At 66.7% G+C, this 18,613-nt stretch carries 17 protein-coding genes; 6 read left to right on the top strand and 11 right to left on the bottom strand.

Going from position 1 to position 18,613, the window contains the following annotated elements; all coding sequences use genetic code 11:
- Positions 1-5: 5 nt before the first annotated feature.
- Entirely contained in the window at positions 6-827 is an 822-nt protein-coding gene (gene nudC / locus F2P44_RS07790; RefSeq protein ID WP_167086128.1) for an NAD(+) diphosphatase, read from the bottom strand.
- A 225-nt stretch (positions 828-1,052) separates the two neighbouring features.
- Here nudC and F2P44_RS07785 point away from each other — a divergent pair, with 225 nt between their 5' ends.
- Positions 1,053-2,057: a glycosyltransferase family 9 protein gene (locus F2P44_RS07785; protein WP_167086127.1), complete on the top strand. Its 1,005-nt coding sequence runs from the start codon at positions 1,053-1,055 to the stop codon at positions 2,055-2,057.
- A 411-nt stretch (positions 2,058-2,468) separates the two neighbouring features.
- Here the strand turns inward: F2P44_RS07785 and F2P44_RS07780 are convergent, their stop codons facing one another.
- From F2P44_RS07780 to F2P44_RS07760, 5 genes are all read right to left on the bottom strand, one after another.
- Positions 2,469-3,614 carry a glycosyltransferase family 9 protein gene (locus F2P44_RS07780; RefSeq protein WP_370662647.1) on the bottom strand — a complete coding sequence of 382 codons (1,146 nt, stop codon included), beginning with the start codon at positions 3,612-3,614 and terminating at the stop codon, positions 2,469-2,471.
- Positions 3,611-4,417, bottom strand: a complete 807-nt coding sequence (locus tag F2P44_RS35400) for a glycosyltransferase family 2 protein (protein WP_167086126.1) — start codon at positions 4,415-4,417, stop codon at positions 3,611-3,613. Before F2P44_RS35400 ends, F2P44_RS07780 begins: the two co-directional genes overlap by 4 nt.
- A complete protein-coding gene (locus F2P44_RS35395; protein ID WP_167086125.1) occupies positions 4,414-5,031 on the bottom strand; it encodes a DUF4254 domain-containing protein in 618 nt (205 codons plus the stop codon). The genes F2P44_RS35400 and F2P44_RS35395 overlap by 4 nt, the downstream gene beginning before the upstream one ends.
- An 88-nt stretch (positions 5,032-5,119) precedes the next feature.
- Entirely contained in the window at positions 5,120-5,320 is a 201-nt protein-coding gene (locus F2P44_RS07765; RefSeq protein WP_167086124.1) for a DUF2795 domain-containing protein, read from the bottom strand.
- 67 nt (positions 5,321-5,387) lie between these two features.
- Complete coding sequence (locus tag F2P44_RS07760; protein WP_167086123.1) at positions 5,388-6,608, bottom strand: pyridoxal-phosphate-dependent aminotransferase family protein; 1,221 nt, start codon at positions 6,606-6,608, stop codon at positions 5,388-5,390.
- Positions 6,609-7,390: 782 nt separating this feature from the next.
- On the opposite strand from F2P44_RS07760, the gene F2P44_RS07755 reads away from it, so the two are divergent.
- Positions 7,391-8,749, top strand: coding sequence for a flavin-containing monooxygenase (locus tag F2P44_RS07755; RefSeq protein WP_167086122.1), 1,359 nt, complete (start codon positions 7,391-7,393; stop codon positions 8,747-8,749).
- Here F2P44_RS07755 and F2P44_RS34885 read toward each other — a convergent pair.
- Positions 8,737-8,979: a hypothetical protein gene (locus F2P44_RS34885; protein ID WP_187363263.1), complete on the bottom strand. Its 243-nt coding sequence runs from the start codon at positions 8,977-8,979 to the stop codon at positions 8,737-8,739. The genes F2P44_RS07755 and F2P44_RS34885 overlap by 13 nt on opposite strands.
- Before the next feature lie 76 nt (positions 8,980-9,055).
- Here F2P44_RS34885 and F2P44_RS07745 point away from each other — a divergent pair, with 76 nt between their 5' ends.
- Entirely contained in the window at positions 9,056-12,340 is a 3,285-nt protein-coding gene (locus F2P44_RS07745; RefSeq protein ID WP_167086121.1) for a DEAD/DEAH box helicase, read from the top strand.
- A gap of 275 nt (positions 12,341-12,615) precedes the next feature.
- On the top strand, positions 12,616-13,149 hold the full coding sequence (locus tag F2P44_RS07740; RefSeq protein WP_167086120.1) for an isochorismatase family protein: 534 nt from the start codon (positions 12,616-12,618) through the stop codon (positions 13,147-13,149).
- A gap of 8 nt (positions 13,150-13,157) precedes the next feature.
- On the opposite strand, the gene F2P44_RS07735 is transcribed toward F2P44_RS07740, so the two are convergent.
- Complete coding sequence (locus F2P44_RS07735) at positions 13,158-14,015, bottom strand: DUF2306 domain-containing protein (RefSeq protein ID WP_167086119.1); 858 nt, start codon at positions 14,013-14,015, stop codon at positions 13,158-13,160.
- A gap of 142 nt (positions 14,016-14,157) precedes the next feature.
- Between F2P44_RS07735 and F2P44_RS07730 the strand changes: the two genes are divergently transcribed.
- Together F2P44_RS07730 and F2P44_RS07725 are read left to right on the top strand one after the other, a co-directional pair.
- Entirely contained in the window at positions 14,158-15,213 is a 1,056-nt protein-coding gene (locus tag F2P44_RS07730; protein ID WP_167086118.1) for a sensor histidine kinase, read from the top strand.
- Positions 15,210-15,980: a LytR/AlgR family response regulator transcription factor gene (locus F2P44_RS07725; RefSeq protein ID WP_167086117.1), complete on the top strand. Its 771-nt coding sequence runs from the start codon at positions 15,210-15,212 to the stop codon at positions 15,978-15,980. The genes F2P44_RS07730 and F2P44_RS07725 overlap by 4 nt, the downstream gene beginning before the upstream one ends.
- Before the next feature lie 18 nt (positions 15,981-15,998).
- Here F2P44_RS07725 and F2P44_RS07720 read toward each other — a convergent pair whose 3' ends face one another.
- Genes F2P44_RS07720 through F2P44_RS07710 form a run of 3 tightly spaced genes read right to left on the bottom strand, consistent with a single transcriptional unit; the run spans position 15,999 to position 18,605 of the window.
- Positions 15,999-16,358, bottom strand: a complete 360-nt coding sequence (locus F2P44_RS07720; protein WP_167086116.1) for a glyoxalase superfamily protein — start codon at positions 16,356-16,358, stop codon at positions 15,999-16,001.
- Between the two features lie 55 nt (positions 16,359-16,413).
- Entirely contained in the window at positions 16,414-17,730 is a 1,317-nt protein-coding gene (locus F2P44_RS07715; RefSeq protein WP_167086167.1) for an aminopeptidase P N-terminal domain-containing protein, read from the bottom strand.
- Positions 17,730-18,605: a DMT family transporter gene (locus F2P44_RS07710; RefSeq protein ID WP_167086115.1), complete on the bottom strand. Its 876-nt coding sequence runs from the start codon at positions 18,603-18,605 to the stop codon at positions 17,730-17,732. The genes F2P44_RS07715 and F2P44_RS07710 overlap by 1 nt, the downstream gene beginning before the upstream one ends.
- Positions 18,606-18,613 lie beyond the last annotated feature (8 nt).

Genomic DNA, 18,613 nt, shown 5'->3' with positions numbered 1-18,613 from the left:
CGCCGTCAGCGAGCGCGGTCGGGACGGTGGGCTTCGACCAGGACGGTCGAGATGGAAACATGCGGAATGCGTTCGGGCCATACGTCGTTCGGCCCGAACCAGCGCGCTTCGACGATTTCGCTCGGGTCCACCCGGATCTCGCCATCGAGATAATCGGCGGTGAAGGCAATCATCAGGGAGTGAGGAAACGGCCACGACTGGCTGGAAAAATATTGCAGGTTGTGGACCCGCAAGCCGACTTCCTCGAACACTTCGCGGTGCACCGCTTCTTCCACCGATTCGCCCGCTTCCAGGAAGCCCGCCAGCGGCGTGAAGCGCTTGCTGGGCGAGGCGGCGTGCAGCGCCAGCAAGACATGGTCGCCCTTGCGGATCAACACCATCATCGCCGGCGAAATGCGCGGATACGCCATCATGCCGCAGGCGCTGCACACATAGCAGCGCTCGCCCGCTTTCAGCTGCATCGGCTGGGCGCAGGCGCCGCAGAAGCGGTGCGTGCGTGCCCACTCGGCAATCTGGCTGGCGCGCCCGGCCACGCTGAGCAAGTCCTCGTCGAAACCGCCAAACAGGGAACGCAGGCTGCGCCAGGTGTAACCGGGCAGGGCCAGCTCCTCGCTGGCGTGCCACAGGGTCTGGCAATAGCGCCCGCCCAGGATGCCGACCGGATGCGGCGTGCCCGCGATATCCAGGCGGGCAAGCTCGTCCGCGGAGGGCATGCCCAGGTCGGCTTCGCGCAGCAGCAGGCGGCCGCCGTGGAAGACAAACGTCACCGGATCGGAGTGGGATTGCGCCGTGATCAGCGGCGTAAACGTTGAGGGCATCTGAAGCATGCGGCCAGCCTTTTGTGTTGTGGACTGCAGGCAGCATACCGCATTTTTCAAGCATGGATTGCCCGGCCAGGACGCTGCAAGCGGCACCCGATGCGATCTGGATCAAACTGGCGCGAACCGCATCGAACGCAGGCGACGCCGCCCGGTCATACCCACAGTGCCCGCGCGGGCATGGCCGGACTGCGCAGGCGGCGGCAACGACGCTCACCTCAATGACATGATCCCATGACGACATCCTCCTGGTTAGCCCGGCACGACAAGGCCAAGGTGGTCATTTTCCGCGCGCTTCAGCTCGGGGACATGCTGTGCGCGGTGCCGGCCCTGCGCGCCTTGCGCGCGGCCATGCCGGGCTCGCGCATCAGCCTGGTCGGCCTGCCCTGGGCGGACCAGTTCGCCCGCCGCTTCAGCGCCTATATCGACGAGTTCATTCCCTTCCCCGGCCACCATGCGTTTCCCGAACAGGCCGCCAGGCTCGACCAGCTGCATGACTTCTATGCCGGCATGCGCGCGCGCCGCTTCGACCTGGCGCTGCAAATGCACGGCAACGGCCAGTACAGCAATGCGGTGGTGCGGGCATTCGGCGCGCGCGCGCTGGGCGGGTTCGGAGCCGCGCCGGGCGGCGGCGATGAATGCCTGATTCCGTTTCCCGACACCGGGGCGGAACCGCTGCGGCTGCTGGAACTGGCGACGGGCCTTGGCGCGCCGGCGCGTGGTCCCCAGCTGGAGTTTCCCATCACCGCTGCGGACGAGCACGAGCTGGAAGCGAGCGGCGTGGCGCGCGGACTGGCGCCGGGCAGCTATGTGTGCATTCATCCGGGCGCGCGCTGCGCCGACAAGTGCTGGCCGGCGGCGCAGTTTGCGGCAGTGGCGGACCAGCTGGCGATCCGGCCGAGGCTGAAAACGGTACTAACCGGCTCGCCCGCCGAGGTGCCGCTGACGGCCACCGTGGCGCGCCTGATGCGGCGTGCACCGGTCGATGCGGCCGGGCCCTTGTCGATCGGCGCGATGGCGGCGCTGATGAGCCGCGCGCGCCTGCTGATCTGCAACGATACGGGCGTGTCGCACATCGCGGCCGGGCTCAGGCTGCGCAGCGTGGTTATTTTCAGCAAGGCGGATATCCGGCGCTGGGCGCCGCTCGACCAGCAGTTGCATCGCTGTCTGTGGGACCCCTTCGGGGAGCAGGCGAAGACCGTGCTTGATCAGGCAAGGGCATTGGCGATGCGGCGGTGAGCATCGTTCCGGACACTATCGACGTCATTGCGGCTACGCCGCTTGTACCGCCCCTGCCTGCTCGTTCCCACTACTTCCTCGTTCCCACTACTTCCTCGTTCCCCCTGCCTCCTCGTTCCCCCTGCCTCGTCGTTCCCCCTGCCTCGTCGTTCCCCCTGCCTCGTCGTTCCCCCTGCCTCGTCGGGCAGCCCCTGCCTCGTAGCTCCTGCTGGCTCGCCGTTCGCTAGCTCGTCGTTCCCGCGCAGGCGGGAACGCATGCGTTCCCCCCAATTTCGTACCGTAACTGGCGGCTCGACAAACTTGGGTTGCCGTGGGGGCGCCTAGCCCTGCGCGGGAAGTCGTTTCTGCCAGTGGCAGGAACGACGGGGGGGGGGAGGGGTGGGGTGAAGGCGGAGGTAGCGAACAGCGGCGTTAGTTGCGGATATGCGAATCTTGAATCCGGCGGCCAACGCTGCTTGAGTCCACGCCACGCGCACCCGCGCCGCATCCCTCTCGCAGCAGCCCCAGCGCCAACGCATTGACTTCATCCTGCCTTACGTCATCGACAAAACTCGCATCATGCGCGCAGCGCGTCCGGATGTTTTCCTCGCCGCAAACCGGACAGTGCACGCGCAGCGATACCGCCGCGCGATGGCCATGCTGCCGCAGCGGCCCGGATTCGATCAGGTTGGTCAGCCAGTAAATCCCCACGGCAGGCGTGCCGATCGCCAGCGCTAGGTGCAGCGGGCCGGTATCGTTCGATACCACCAGCGCGCTGCCCGCCAGAATCCCGCACAGGGCTCCCAGCGATGCCTTGCCACTCAGATCGATCGCCGGGTGGCGCATCGCCCCGATAAGCTCCCTCACCAGCGGCGCTTCCTCCGCCGTCCCGTTGACCGCCACCCGCGCTCCTGCCCGCACCAGCACATCGGCCAGCGCCGCGAAACGCCGGGCCGGCCAGCGCCGGCGCGCATCGCTCGCCCCCGGTTGCAGCAACACCAGCGGGCGGTCGCGCGCGGGCGGCAGCAGGCGCGCCGCCTGGGCCAGGTCGTCCCCGGTGACATCGAGCTCGCGCCGCATCGGCCACGCCGCCGCACCGGCCAGCGCCGCCACTTCCAGCAATTGCAGGCGCCGGTTGACCAAGCCTTCATGGCGCACATTGCGGTCGAGCGGCTCGGCGTCGCTGGCGCACATGCCCACCGCCAGGCGCGCACCGAGGCGCCGGATGAACGGGTTGGCGTGGCGTCCGCCGCCAAACAGCTGGATGGCAAGATCGATCCCGCTCAGGCGCAGGTTTTCCACAAACGCTTCGACAGCGAACGGATCGGCATCGTCCGGCCCGCCCACGCCCATGCCGGGATACGGCGGCATGATCGCGACGGCATCGACCGGCCCCGGCCGCCCTTGCAGAAACGCCGCATGCCACGCCAGGCCGATGTACAACAACTGCGCGTCCGGATAACTGTGCCTGAGCGCGTGCAAGGCCGGCAGGCAGAACAGAAAATCGCCCAGCGCGTTCGGACGCAGCACGACGATGTTGCGCACCCGGGCCAGCCGCGCGTGCTGCCCGCCCTTCACAGCAACACCCTGGGCGCATCGACCCGGCGCGAGAGCACGGTGGTCGGCAATTCCATATGGTAGGCGCCGGACGGCACGATGCCGCAGCCGCCCGAGCGTGCCATCACGCGCAATTGTGCCAGCACATCCTCGCCGCAATGCTCCGGCGGCAGCTCGGTCCAGAAATCGAAGCCGCCGGCGGCGCGCAGTTTGGCCGTATCGAACAGCACGCAGCCGCCGATCCAGGCAACCCGGTACGGCCGCGTTGCCTCGCGCCCGATGCCCAGTTGCGCCTGCACGTGGAACAGATTGGCCGCGCTGTGCAAGTGGTGCCTTTCCCAGGCGCGGCTGCCGGGCGCGACCAGTTCCGGTTCGACCTGCCCATCCCAGAACTCGATGGCTTGCTGGTGCGGCCGGCAGTCATGCCGGTGACTGAGGCCGTGCAGGGCGCTGCCGACAAAGCCGCAGCGCTGCTGGCGCAGGGTGTGCGCCAGGCGCTCGATCAGGTCGCTTTCGATGATGACGTCATCGTCGAGAAACAGGCACCACGGCGCCGCGGCCTGCGCCAGCAAAAAGGCGCGCTGTTCGGCCATGCCGCGCCTTGGCAGATGGCGCCGCAGGTCCACCGGCAGACCGCGTGCGGCCAGGTAGCGCAGCACGGCGCGCACCTCGGCGCTGGCGGCGGCGCCATCGCCATCGGACTGGTCGGACACCACGATGCGCAGATTGCGCGCCGTTTGCGATGCCAGCGCCGTCAGCGTCACGGCCAGCGCCGCCGCCCGATTGCAGGTCGGTATCAGCACATCGATGCGCTCGTCGCTCATGGCGCGGCCCCGCCGCAGTCGCGGCCCGGCGCTGCCCCGTACAGCCAGGGATTGAGCGCGGGGTCGTTGTACATCTTGAACTGGCGGTAGACCTTGAAGTAGGCTTGCCCGCTGGCGACTTCGGCCAGCAGGCGGTCGAGGCAGCAGGCCAGGTCGTGCCGCTGCTGCACCAGGCGCTGCAGCCTGGCCAGGCAGGTGTTCACGTGCTCCGCGCCGGCCTCGGTGCGCCCGGCCTGCACGCGCATGTGGAACACCTTGAGCGCGAGGATGGACAGGCGGTCGACCATGGCGCCCGCCGTCTCGCTGCTCAGGCGCGCGCCGGGCCGGGGCGGCGCGCCGGCCAGCTGCGCGAGCAGGGCTTCGTCGAGCGCTTCGACGGCATCGTTGCGCAACTGGTTGTGGCGGTCGATCAGGCGCTTGCTGGCGGCAATGGCGGCGCTGCCGGCATCGGTGCGGCGGGCGCGGTCTTCTTCATCCCACAGCAGGCGGTTGTGACGGTGATTGGCCTCGACCCAGCGCCAGACCACGTGGTCGGCCGGGGCCGGCAAGCGGGCATCGTCCAGCTGCGCGTCGTGCCACCGCAACAACGATACGGCATTGAACTCCTTGAGCATGGCCACTCTCCTCGGGGGTACATCCGGATGCCAGCGCAACCGGGTACAGCTTGGAGCGCGAAAGCGGGCGCGAAGTTCCCGTGGCCGTTCAATCGTCGTCGGGTCCCTTGAATGCCTGGCTGAGCTCGGCCGGGGTCTGGAACTCCGCGTCGGGCAGCGCGTCGAGCGAGGCGCACACCTTCTCGTCGGCACCGGGCTTTTTGGCGTTGGCGATCAGGGCGGCCTTGTTGGCCGGATAGTCCACGCCCTTGAGGAATGTTTGAATCTGGATCGGGTTTGCATGCGCCATGCTCGTCTCCTGTGTCAATCAGGGTTGGACAGCATGGCGCGGCGCAGGTTCACGCCGGATCGCGGTATCAGCCGGCCGCCTGCGCGATCGCATGGCGCGACAGCGAGCGTTCCAGTTCGGCCATGCCGGCCGGCAGGTCGAGGCTGGCGCCGCCGGCCTGCATGCTGGAACCGAAGGCGTGCAGCGTGCGGAACAGGTTGTGCGCGCGGCTCTGCTCGCCCATCTGGCCGATGCGCAGGATGTTCAGGCCGAACGCGCCCGAAATTTCCACCTTGTGCACGCGCGACATGTGCGCCCGCACCACGTCGGACGAAACATGATCGGGCGTGACGATGCCGATCACCGAATTGAGCCGGTGCTGCTTGGGCACCAGCAATTCCAGCCCCAGCGCTTCGATGCCGGCCTGCAGCGCTTCCGAGCATTGCTGGTGGCGCGCGAAGCGGCGCGGCAGGGTTTCGGCGCAGACCAGGCGCAGCGCTTCGTGCAGGGCCAAAATGCCCGATACCGGCGCCGTGTAGTGATACGACTTCTGGTTCCAGAACTGGTCGGCCAGCTGGGCATCCAGGCACCAGTGATAGGGCTGGTGGCTGCGCGTGGCAATCTTCCTGGCCCAGGCATGTTCCGAGAATGCCAGCAGCGACACGCCCGGAATCGAGGACAAGCCTTTCTGCCCGCCCGTGATCACCGCGTCGACCTGCCAGGCATCCATGTCGAGCGCCATCGTGCTCAGGGTGCAGACGGCGTCGACGATCACCAGGCAGCCGTGCGCGTGCGCCATGCGGGCGATGCCGGCCAGGCTGTGGTTGCACACCGTGTTCGAGGTTTCGCCCTGCACCAGGGTAATGGCGGCATAGTTGCCCTTGGCTAGTTCGCGCTGCACCAGCTCGACGCTCGCGCTTTCATTGTTGTCGATGTGCAGCAGGGTCGGCTCGCCGCGCACGCGGCTGACCATCTCGGCCATGCGCTTGCTGAAATAGCCGTTGCAGATGCATAAAACCCGGTCGCCCGGATGGACCAGGTTGGCGATCGCCATTTCCATCGCCGCCGAACCAGGCCCGCCGACCCCCATCACGTGCGAGGAACTGGTCTGGAACACGTAGCGCCCCATCTCCTTCACCTGCGCGATCACCTGGTTCATGGTATCGCCGAGGTGGTTGATGACGATCGAATTGGCGGCCGCCACGGCGGGCGGAATCGGCACCGGGCCCGCGCCCATCATCAACAAGGGTTCGTCCGGCAGGATGTGTTCTAGCGGAACTATCTCGGGAACGCGGATTGCCTCAACCATTCAATGACTCCTCAAATTATGTGTACCGGATGTCAATCATAGCCTGCAATTGATTAACTAGTTTCCAAATGGCCATTTCCAGCCGATGTGCTCCGGCAGCGGGAGGCGGACTGGCATTTTTCTATCTGCGATCTGATCCAAATCAATAAGTCGTCGAATATGCGTAAATACAACCTTTTGCCTTGCCATTTGGCATAGCGCGCCCCCGGCCGCCATTCCCATGCCGCATATTCAGGCGCACTCAGCTTAATAAACAGGCACATGATTATGACGATGCCATGACAAATATGGTCTTTTTGCCATAACAATTAATGTTCAATTAATCATCAGGGGGTTTTCTCGTCAATGCAACGACGCCGGCGCGGCGGCCCCGGTGCGCGCGTAAATAGTGATCGAATTTTCAACATCTCAATTGGTGCAACAACAACACCCCAGAAATAGAAGAAAAAACCAAACCCGTTTAAATTCAATCACTTAAGACATTTTCTTATGCGCCGTACATTGCTATTAGTAATGCCTGCTCAATATTGATTGACACTCCGATGCCAAATCGTTTTTAATCGCCCCGACGAAATAACAATATTTCGCAGAAGTGCCCATCCGGCATTAACTACGCGTTCCCGGCAGGCGCACAAAAGCCTGCCGTTTCATTTATCCGTCCTGCGAGTGGTGAAGACGATGTCCCTAATTCGATTTGTTGATGTGGTGTCCCGATCCTGGCAATTGGCGTTACCGGTCCCTTGCACGGCATCGGGCAGCGCCGGGCGCGCGGAGCTGTGCCGGTGAGCGCCGCCCTGCCGACCTTCGCCGACCTGGCCGCGCGTGTCGCCGGCGGCGCGCTGAACCGGCCGCGCATCGCCATCATCGGCGCCGGCAGCAGTGGCCTGGCCTGCGCCGCCGAGATGCTGCAGCGCGGCCTGGACCCGGTTTTGTTCGAGGCGCGCTCGCAGCCGGGCGGACTGTGGGGCAAGGACCCGCTGTCGGCGATTTACCCGGACCTGGTCCAGAACGCGGCCGCGCAACTGCCGCTGTCGCGCCCCGAGACGGGCAGCTGGGCCGCCTACACCGAACAATGCCTCGACACGGTCAAGCGCCAGGGCCTGGCCTCGCGCATCTTCACCTCGACCAAGGTGCTGTGCGTGACGCCATCGCTCTATGCGGGCGGGGCCGACCTGTTGATCGCCAGCGCCGACCAGGCCGCCGCGCCCCTGCTGCGCCACTTCGAGCAAGTGGTGTACGCGGGCGGGCTGTATCACACGCCGCAATTGCCCGAGATCGCCGGGGCGGCCGACTTTGCGGGCCGCATCATCCACTCGTCCGACGTGCGCGACATCAGCCGCTTCGCCGGCCAGCGCGTACTGATCGTCGGTTTGGGCAATACCGCCATGGAGTGCGCGGCCAGGCTGTTTCCGGTGGCGCAGCAACTGGTGCTGTCGGGCCGCAGTCCGACCTGGCTGGTGCCGCGCATGATTCACGGCAACCCGATCGATGTGGCCACGCGCGCGCTCAAGGATGCGTACCGCCACAGCTACCAGGCCAGGCTGTGGGAAGCTTGCCGCTCGCACGGGGCGGTCGGCCATGCGGTCGACCCGTCCAGCCACGAAATCGATGTGGGGCGCCAGCGCATCACCGTCAGCGACGCCATGCTCGGTCCGGTACGCAGCGGCATGGTCCCGCTGCGCCCGGCGCTGGCGCAGGTAACCGAGCGCAATGTCCATTTCGTCGATGGCAGCAGTTGCGAGGCCGACATCATCGTCTGCTGCACCGGCTACCAGAGCCAGGCTATCCTGGCCGAAGGCAGCGAAGTGCCGCAGCAGCTGGTCGGCAACGTGCTGCATACGCGCTACCCCGGCCTGTGGTTCACCGGCGCGCCGGCGCTGTGGGGCAGCCCGGCCCCGATCGCCAAGAAGCAGGGCCGCCTGATCGCCCACGCGATCGCCACCGGCTGGAACCGCGACGACCTGTGCCAGGCGGTGCGTCCGCACGCCAATTACGACAAGGCCGCCACGCGCCTGCCGTTCGGCTTCGAGGTAGCCGACTTCAGCGGTTACGCGCACATGGTCGACCAGGCCAGCGCCAGCCCGGCCCCGGGCGACGCGCACGCGCCGCTGGCCGGCAACCCGGTCAACTACGCCGGGTAGGACAGCGCCCCGCCGGACAGCGCCGCGCCGGACAGCACCGCGCCGGAGAGTGCTGCGCCGGAGAGCGCCCCGCCGGAGAGCGCTGCGCCGCACAGCGCTGCGCATCCTCCGCAGATGCGCGGCGCGGCGCGGCGCCGCCGGGCCAGGATACTTCCTCCGCCGGCAGCGTGCGCCAATGTGAAATCGGCCCATGTTTTTGCGTCGGTGAAGTTACAATTCCGCCTTGTCAAATGATCGCCCGCACGGTCATGCAAGCTGGCTTCCCCGCGCGCTCACCCCGGGTAGCCATATTCCCGGAAGAATCCTATGCCTGCACAGTATGTCAACACGCTTCGATACTGGTTCGATGTCGAAGCGCTCATGTATCCGGATATTCCCAAACCGGGCAAGCGGCCCGCCTTCTTCAGGCGCTACGACGAGAAGTTACCGTGGCTGCCCGCGCCCCGGGGCACGCTGGCGGACGACGCGCCGCATGGCCAGCACAAGTATTTCGTCTGGTTCGGCCTGGTCGAGAAAGGCGTGCTGGAGGCCGAACTGGTGGAGATGTTCCCGCTCGACGCGGCCGAAGAAAAATTCAGCGGCAACCACCTCCATCCGGCCAGGGGCAACACCTTCCTGTGCGCCATCGAAATTGCCTCGGATGGCCGGCCCAGCGTCGACACGCTGCAACTGGCCGCGTTCGCCGTTGCCTTCGCGGAAAAGAAAAACCGGACCCGGATCGGCTATGGCGCGACCCTGTTCGGCCTGAAGAACAAGCTGCACGAACTGGCCATGGGCAACCACGGCATTGCCGACGCCGACTGGTTCGACCAGGTCACCGACTTCCTCATTAGCGAGCTGGACTGGAAACCGCGCACCCTGCTCGCGCGCGCCCAACTGTGCGCGCACGAGGTGGCGCTGGTCGACCGCCGCGGCAAGAAGTTTCCGCGCGAGCCGGAGCTGGACCCGGTCAACTCCTTCTACCTCGACGACCTCGAGCGCATGTTGCAGGACGCCGAACACGGCCCCGGCTCGGCCCAGATCCAGGCTTACCTCGACGGTCACGAACGTGGCGATACCCAACGCGACGGCGCCCGACGTAGCGACGCCCGACGCGACATCACCCGTCCCGGCGCGGTCAAGGCCGCACTCGATCCGCGCCGTTTCCCGGTGGGACGCTGGCCGACCGAGTTCCCGCTGTTCCTGATGCAGCAGGTGGCCGTCAACATCGGCCTGGAAACCTTGGCCGACGGCGGCATCTTCTCGGTCAACGGCCCGCCCGGCACCGGCAAGACCACCCTGCTGATGGACATCATCGCCGCCCGCGTGGTCGAGCGCGCCAGGATCCTGGTGCAATTCGCCAATCCCGAAACCGCGTTCGCGCGCGCGCCGCACCAGGTCGAGTATCCGGCCAACAGCAGCGGTGTCGCCTACAAGGGCGCCTGCTTCCACCTCGATGAACGCCTGCTCGACACCGGCATCGTGGTCGCCAGCGAGAACAACAAGGCGGTCGAGAACATCACGCTCGACCTGCCCAGCATCAAGAAAGTGGCGCCGCAAGCGCTGCTGGTGGACGGCCAGCCATTCGACTATTTCGCCGCCAGCGCCGAAGCGATCCTCAATGAAGAAAAGAAAAAAGCGCCGGGCGAGGGGGAAGAAGGCGAGGCCAATGCGCCCGGGGACGATGCCGGCGACGAGCATGGCAAGATCCGCTGCTGGGGCTTGATTTCGGTCCCGCTCGGCAAAAAGGCGAACCGCAGCCTGGTGGCCAACCGCCTTGGCGCCTTCAAGGACTCTGGCCTGGCGAAACAGCTTGCCGGCGCCGGCGCCTCGCTCAACTGGGAAGCGGCGCGCACCCGCTTCAACGCGGCCGTGGCCGAGGTGGAAGCGATCCAGGCTGCGATCCTGGACTACGACGGCACGCTGCCGCAATGGAAGGCGGCGCGCGAGCTGTGTGCGGCTGCCGACGCCGCCGCAGCAGCGGCGCGCCGGCACAACGAGGAGGCCAAGGCGGCACTGGCCGCGCTCGATGCAGGCGGCGTCGGCAATGCGTCGGCCATCGCCACCAATCTGCGCGAACGCGAACTGCACGCTACCGAATGGCCCGCCTGGCGCCAGTTACTGGCACGCTTTTTCCGCAAGGCGGCATTCGCCGCATGCCAGGCGCGCCAGCAAGCATTGTCGGACGAGTACGACAGCCTGCGCGGCGAGCGCGCGCGCCTGACAGTGGCGCGCCTGGAAGCGCAAACCAGGGCCGGCACCTGCACCGGAAACTGGCAGGCGGCACAGGCCGATGCCGCCACGCGCGCCGCCGCGCTGCGCGGCGTGCGCCAGCGTCTCGACGCGCTCGACGCCACGCTGGGCGAGGCCGCCTTCGACCCGGCCGCGTTTGCCGCGCTCCCGGTCGAGCAGCAGCAGAAGTCTCTGCCGCGCAGCAACGCCAGGTATCACGCGGCGCGCGCCACCGTGTTCGTCGCCGCCATGCAACTGCACAAGGCTTTCCTCAAGCATGCCGGCAAGCCATTCGAAACCAACTTCCGCCTGGCGCTGGCCATGCTGGCGCAGGAAGGCTACATCCAGCCGCACTTGCCGGCCATGGCGCGCCACTTGTGGGCCACCTTTTTCCTCGCCGTGCCGGTGGTGTCGAGCACATTCGCATCGGTATCGCGCTGCTTCGCCGACCTGGGCGAAGGAGACATCGGACTGCTGCTGGTGGACGAAGCTGGCCAGGCGGTGCCCTCGCACGCGCTGGGCGCCATCTGGCGCTCGAAGCGCGCCCTGATCGTGGGCGACCCGCTGCAGGTCGAGCCGGTGATCACGATGGACAAGAAGCTCGACTACGGCATCCTGAGCTACCACCAGGCGCCGGCCGAGCACCAGCTGACCGCCTACTCGGCCCAGCACCTGGCCGACCGCGGCAACCGCTTCGGCGCGAATGTGGTGCAGTACGACGGCAGCGACCTGTGGGTCGGCGCACCGCTGCGGGTGCACCGGCGCTGCGCCGATCCGATGTTTTCGCTGTCGAACCAGATTGCCTACAACGCCAAGATGGTCTACGGCCCGGCGCGTGCCGAGGAAGAACAGGCGAGCGTGCTGCGGCCGCTGCTCGGTCCCTCGCGCTGGCACGACATCGCCGTGGGCGAGTTCGAGGAGCACTACAACGCACGCGAAGGCGCGCTGGCGGCCGACATCGTGGTGCGCTACGCCAGCAATGGCTGGGTCGGCAAGGCGCATGGCTTGCCGGACCTGTTCCTGATCTCGCCATTCAAATCGGTGGCACAGGAGCTGACCGGCCTGCTGCGGGCACGCGCCGGCGAATGGGCGGGCGACGCCGACGACGAAGCCATCGCCAAGTGGCTGCACGGGCACGTGGGCACGGTGCATACCTTCCAGGGCAAAGAGTGCGAAACGGTGGTGTTCGTCCTGGGTGGAAAGACCGACGGCGCGCGCAACTGGGCCGCCGGCCGGCCCAACATCATCAACGTCGCCGCGACCAGGGCCAAGCGGCGGCTGTACGTGATCGGCAACCGCCAGCAATGGTCGCGTACGCTGTTCGGCCGCCAACTGGCCGACGCCGTGCCCCTGCTCCCCCAACCGGGGTCTGACCTCTGACTAGCATCATTGTGTCTTTCCGAGCCTTAGCCTGACCTCCGATGTAACACATTTTTATTCCCACAAGCGCGACATGCCCGTCAGGCCGCTAATGCCGCGTCTTTTTGTTTCTCATCAGACCTTTGTTTCTAATCAGAGGTCAGACCCCGGTTGTAGGAATGCCGGTCGTCCGGATTCGCAATCGCTGGTTACCAATCTCCGAACCGGATGCGGATTGATCAGGGTGTCGTTTTCGATAACACTGGGCGCTTCTTCATTCACTACGCGCCGAACCCATGAACACACTCCTGATCATCGACATGCAGAACGCATGGCTGGACAATCCCGCCCAACCGTGTTTCGACACCGCCGGCGTGGTCGGACGCATCAATCACGCCGCCCGTCACATCCGGGCGCAGGGCGGCAAGGTGATCTTCGTGCAGCATGCGGATGCGCACGCCCGCATCGGCTCGGCGCCCTGGCAAGTGATCGCGGCGCTGGAAAAGGAGGCCACCGACGGCACGGTGGACAAGCTGGCCGGCGACTCCTTCGCCGCGACCGACCTGGCGGCGCAGCTGGCGGCCAGCGCCACCTCCACCGTGTACGTCTGCGGTTTCGCCACGGAATTTTGCGTCGACACCGCCGTGCGCGCGGCGGCCTCGCGCGGATTGCGCGTGGTGGCCTTGTCGGATGCGCACACCACCGCCGACCGTCCGCACCTCGCCGCGCCGGCCATCATCGCGCACCATAACTGGGTGTGGTCAGGGTTGCCGGTGCCCGCCGACGCCGCGCTGACCGTGTGCACCACGGCCCAGGCTTTCCCCGCCTGACCGCCACGTCACAGGTGCGGCAGCCACAGGATCATCGCCGCCGCGGCCACCCCGGCGGCCGTGGCCGCGCTCAGCCCCAGCATGGCGACGGCCATCGCGCCGCGCGCCGCCACGTGCCCGCTCGCCTGTGCGCGCGCATACAGCTCCAGCACTGCGAGCGGCAGCAGGTACTGGGCAAACGACAGGAAGCTCAGGAACGGCCCCTGGAAGGTCACAGGATCGAATCCGGCCGGCCCGTGGTTGGCGACGATCCAGGCCATCAGGCCGATCCGGAAAAACCACACGCCGCTGACCGCCAGGAACAGGCGCAGCGCCCAGCGCCGGTGCAGGGCGACGCGGCCGGCGCGCGCATGGTGCACGGCCAGGGCCGCGCACAGCACGATCAGCACGGCGTTGCCGCTGATGCCCACGTGCTGCACCAGGCCGCCCACCGCGCCGCGCCACCAGACAATGTACAGGCCGACGACGCTGGACGCCAGCGCCAGCAGCACATACACGCGCCCGTTCCAGCGATGAAACGTGGGCGCCAGGCGGCGCAGCGGCGTCAATAGCTGGAGCGCGCCGCCGATAGTAATGACGACCGCCGCCAGCACGTGCAGGCCGATGGCGGCATTGCCGGCCGTGTCGCCGGCCACATACCCGCGTGGCATGACCTTGTTCCACTGCGCCAGGTCGCCGTGCGCCAGCGCACCGCCGTAGAACACCGCCACATACCAGGCGAACAACAGTTGTCCCAGCACGGCCACGCCGAACCACAAGCGCGCCGACCACGCCAGCGCGGCATCGACCCTGCCGTGCCACGCGGCCGGGCCCGCCGTGCTTCCTGGTGCCGCGCGCGGCCTGCCCCCAGCAGTTTGCAAGTTCATGTGACTTCCTTTCGTGTGATATCGCCTGTGTCCACAGTAGAAGGAAGCGGGCCGCCTGGCGAGGGCGCGCGCCGATCGGCGCGACCGGCGGCGGTTTTCCGGGCTTGAACGACGGTCGGCGAACGGTTATTGTGGCGGGATGATGAACGCGCCGCCACCTTCCCTGCCCTCGCGCCATCCGGCGCTGCCGACCGTGCGCCAGTCGCTGGTGGTGACGCTGGTCACGCTGCAGCTGACGTGGGTGCTGGCCACGCTGTCGTCGGGACCGTTTTTGTCGGTGCTGCTGCGCATCGGTTTCATCGCCATCGCCCTGCTGTTCACCTACACGGCGACCGGCGCGCTGCGCCAGCGCCAGCTGCCATCGGCCCTGGCGCGGCTGCTGGCGGTGGCGCTGATGGCGCCGCTGGCCACGCTGGCCATTTTCCGGCTGACGGAACACAGGCCCGCCAAGCGCGAGCTGGTGTATGGCTACATCATGCTGGCCGTGGTCGCGCTGGTGGTCGGGATGCTGGTGACGCTGGTGGCGCTGCGCCTGGAACGCAAGGCGCGCGAGCGTGCCGCGCGCCTGCAGGCCGAACGCGAGCACCATACGCTGGAGCGCGAGCTGCTCGACACCCGCTTGCGCCTGCTGCAAGCCCAGATCGAGCCGCATTTCCTGTTCAATACGCTGGCCAATATCGCGGCGCTGGTCGAGGCCAAGTCCGACAATGCGGGGCCGGTGCTGCGCCATCTGATCGCCTACCTGAAGGCGGCCATGCCGCGCCTGAACGATGCCGATGCCACCCTCGACACCGAACTGCAACTGGTGCGCGCCTATCTGGAACTGATGCATATGCGCATGCCCGACCGCCTGCAATTCAAAGTCGAGACGGCGCCGGCGCTGAACGGCTTGCCATTCCCGGCGATGGCCTTGCTGACGCTGGTGGAAAACGCAGTGCGGCATGGCATCGATCCGAGCCTCGACGGCGGCTGCATCGAGGTCGGCGGCAAGCTCGATGCAGCCAGCGGCCGCGTCAGCCTGTGGGTCAGCGACACCGGCATGGGCATGTCGGAGCTCAGCCAGCCGGGCACCGGACTGACCAATGTGCGCACGCGCCTGCAAGCGTTTTACGGCACTGGCGCGAAGCTGGATTTACACGAACAGGCGCCGCACGGCTTGCACGTCGAACTGACCTTTCTCCCACGGAGCGCCGCATGAAGCACCCGACCGCCCTGATCGCCGACGACGAACCGCTGCTGCGCGAGCACTTGCGCGCGCAACTGGCGCGCCTGTGGCCGGAGCTGGAGATCGTGGCCGAGGCGCGCAACGGCAGCGAGGCGGTCGAACTGTTCGACGAGCATCAGCCGGCGATCGTGTTTTTGGACGTGCACATGCCGGGCCTGAACGGCATCGAGGCGGCACGGGCGCTGGCGCGGCGGGCGCAGATCGTGTTCATCACCGCCTACGAGCAGTATGCGGTGCAGGCGTTCGAGCAGGGCGCCATCGATTACCTGGTCAAGCCGGTCGACGCGGCACGCCTGGCCGACACGGTGCAACGTTTGCAGGAACGGCTTGGGCGCGCGCCGGATGCCGGTGCGGCCTTCGACGCGGTGCTCGAACGCATGGCCAGCGAACTGCGCCAGCGCAGCGCGACGCGCAACTGGTTGCAGTGGATCAAGGCGTCGGTCGGCAGCCGGGTGCGCCTGATTCCGGTGGAGCAGGTAGCCTTCATGCGCGCGGAGGGCAAGTACACCTCGGTGGTGTGGGACGATGGCGAGGCGCTGATTCGCAAGAGCATCCGCGAACTGGGCGATGAACTCGATCCGGAGCGCTTCGTGCAGATTCACCGCTCGGTAATCGTCAATCTGCATTATGTGAGCGAAGTGGTGCGCGGGATAAACGAGACGGCCGACCTGCACCTGCGCGATCGCGCGGAGGTGCTGCCGGTCAGCCGGAGTTACCTGCATCATTTTCGGCAGATGTAGCTGTCGTACCAGCAACGGTCAGGCCGGCTGGCAGAACCGGATGCGGTTGCCGAAAGGATCGGCCACTTGCATCACCCGGCCCCACGCCAGGTCGTCGACGCCCGGACACGCATAGGCATAGTTTTTCGCGGTCAGTTCCTGATGCAGCGCGTCGATGTCATCGAGATGGACAAAGATGGTCGAGCCAGGCGTGGCATCGCCATGGTGTTCGCTCAGGTGGATGACCAGGTCGCCACGCTTGACCTCCATGTACAAGGGCATGCCCTCCTCGAAGCGGTGTTCCCACTGGCAAGCGAAGCCGAGGAAATCCAGATAAAACTCGCTGGCTTTTTGCTCCGAAAAAATGCGCAGGATGGGAATGGCCGGGGAAAGATTCACGCTGCGCTCCTGATAGGTTCTGTCGCCCTCAGCGTGCGTCATCGGCGTGTCGTTGTCAACGCATCAGCGCTTCGATGTCGCCGATCGCCTTGGGCACGCCGGCACTGAACACGTCCCGCCCCGATGGCGTCACCGCCACGTCATCCTCGATCCGGATGCCGATATGCCAGAACTGCTCCGGCACGCCCGGCGCCGGCCGGATGTACAGGCCCGGTTCGACGGTGAGCGTCATGCCCGGTTGCAGGATGCGCCAGGCATCGCCGCCCGGTTCACGGTAGCTGCCGACGTCATGCACGTCCATGCCGAGCCAGTGGCTGGTTTTGCACATGAAGAACTGGCGCCAGGCGCCGCTGCCGATAACGTCGTCGAGCGAGCCGACGCGGTCGGCATCGAGCAAGCCCGTGTCGAGCATGCCCTGGGACAGGATGCGCACCGCAGCCTCGTGCGGCGCCAGGACGCTCGCTCCGGGCTTCACCGCGGCGAGCGCGGCCAGCTGGGCGTCGAGCACGATCTCGTAGATCCGCCTTTGCGCGGGCGAAAAACGGCCATTGACGGGAAAGGTGCGCGTGATGTCCGACGCGTAACTGTCGAGCTCGCAGCCGGCATCGATCAGCAGCAGCTCGCCATCGCGCAGTCGGGTGCGGCCGGGGTTGTGGTGCAGGATGCAGGCATTCGCGCCCGCCGCCACGATGGATGGATACGCCGGCGCGGCCGCGCCCTGGCGGTGGAATTCATACAGCAGCTCGGCCTCGACCTGGTATTCGGCAAGCCCGGCACGCGCTGCGCGCATGGCCCGCAGATGGGCGTCGGCCGCCACGGCGGCGGAGCGCCGCATGAGGTCGAGCTCCCCGCCATCCTTGAACAGCCGCATTTCATCGATCAGCATGTGGACGTCGTGGATGAGCGCCGGCGCCCGCATGCCGGAGCGCCCAGCGCCGCGTACGGCGCGCAGCGATCCGTTGAGGCGCTCGTCGAAGGCTGCGTTGCGGCCCATGCCGGCGTACAGGGCTGGCGCGTCGGCCAGCAGGCCGGGCAGGTGCTGGTCGAGCGCCGCGATGGAAAACGCCTGGTCGACACCGAAATGCGCGCAGGCGCCGTCCGGGCCATGCCGGAATCCGTGCCAGATTTCATGTGCGGCATCCTTGTCGCGGCAAAAGAGGATGCTGCGCGATTGCACCCCGGCCACCAGCACGAGCACGGCGTCCGGCTCGGTCACGCCGGACAGGTAATGAACATAGCTGTCGTGCCGGAACGGATACTCGACATCGTTGTTGCGCATGACTTCGGGCGCCGTGGGAATGATGGCGACACCGCCGCCGTGTTTCTGCATGTGCGCGATCAGGCGCGCGCGCCGGGTGTGATAGGGATGCATCATGCGCCTTTCAGGGAAGGGAAAAAGCGCCATTGCAGGTTGACCCCGAGCGTGGCGCTGGCGATGAGCGCAAAGCCGGCCAGCTGCAGCGCGCCGATCGCATGGCCGTAGACGAGGAAGTCGACCACCACCGCCGCCGCCGGATAGAGAAAGGTGAGCACGGCGATGACGGCCGTGTTCATGCGTGGCGTGGCGCCGTACACCATCACGTAGGCAAGCGCGGTGGGAATCAATCCGAGGCCGGCCAGCCAGCCCCACTGCGCCGCATCGATGCCGCTGGCGGGCATGCTGAAGAACCCGGCCGTGAGCACGGTACCGGTAAGGCAGTGGGTCAATGCCGTCAGATGAGGTGGCATGCCGCGCATGGCGCGCGTGCTCAGGGTGACGCCGGCGTAGGCAACGGCCGCGCCGAGCGTGCAGGCGATGCCGATCAGATAGCTGGCACTGAGCGCCATGCCGGTACGCAATCCGCATGCCAGCACGAGGCCGGCGAAGCCCAGCGCGACCCAGCCGATATTGTTGGCGCTGACGCGTTCCTTGAGCAGGAGCGAACCGAAGATCAGGACCAGGAACGGTTGCACGTGGTACACGATGGTGGTCACGGAAATGCCGACGCGGGCGATCGCTTCAAAGAACATCACCCAGTTTACGCACATCAGGATGCCGCTGCCGAGCGCCAGCATCAGGTTGTTGAACGAGACATTGCTGCGCTTGAGCATGGCTTTGTACGCGCAGTACGCCAGCAAGATGGCGGCGCCGAAAGCGCAGCGGAAAAACACGGTCATCACGGGCGCCAGCGCGGCTTCGTGGAAGAAGATACCGAGCGTGCCAAGCATGAGCATGGCGGCGGCGAACGATAGGGCGGGATTGGACATGATCTGCT

The sequence above is a fragment of the Massilia frigida genome (assembly GCF_011682175.1).
Taxonomy (GTDB): Bacteria; Pseudomonadota; Gammaproteobacteria; order Burkholderiales; family Burkholderiaceae_D; genus Telluria_A; species Telluria_A frigida.
The sequence above is the reverse complement of the archived record's forward strand: the minus strand, read 5'-3'. Positions and strand labels throughout refer to the sequence as shown.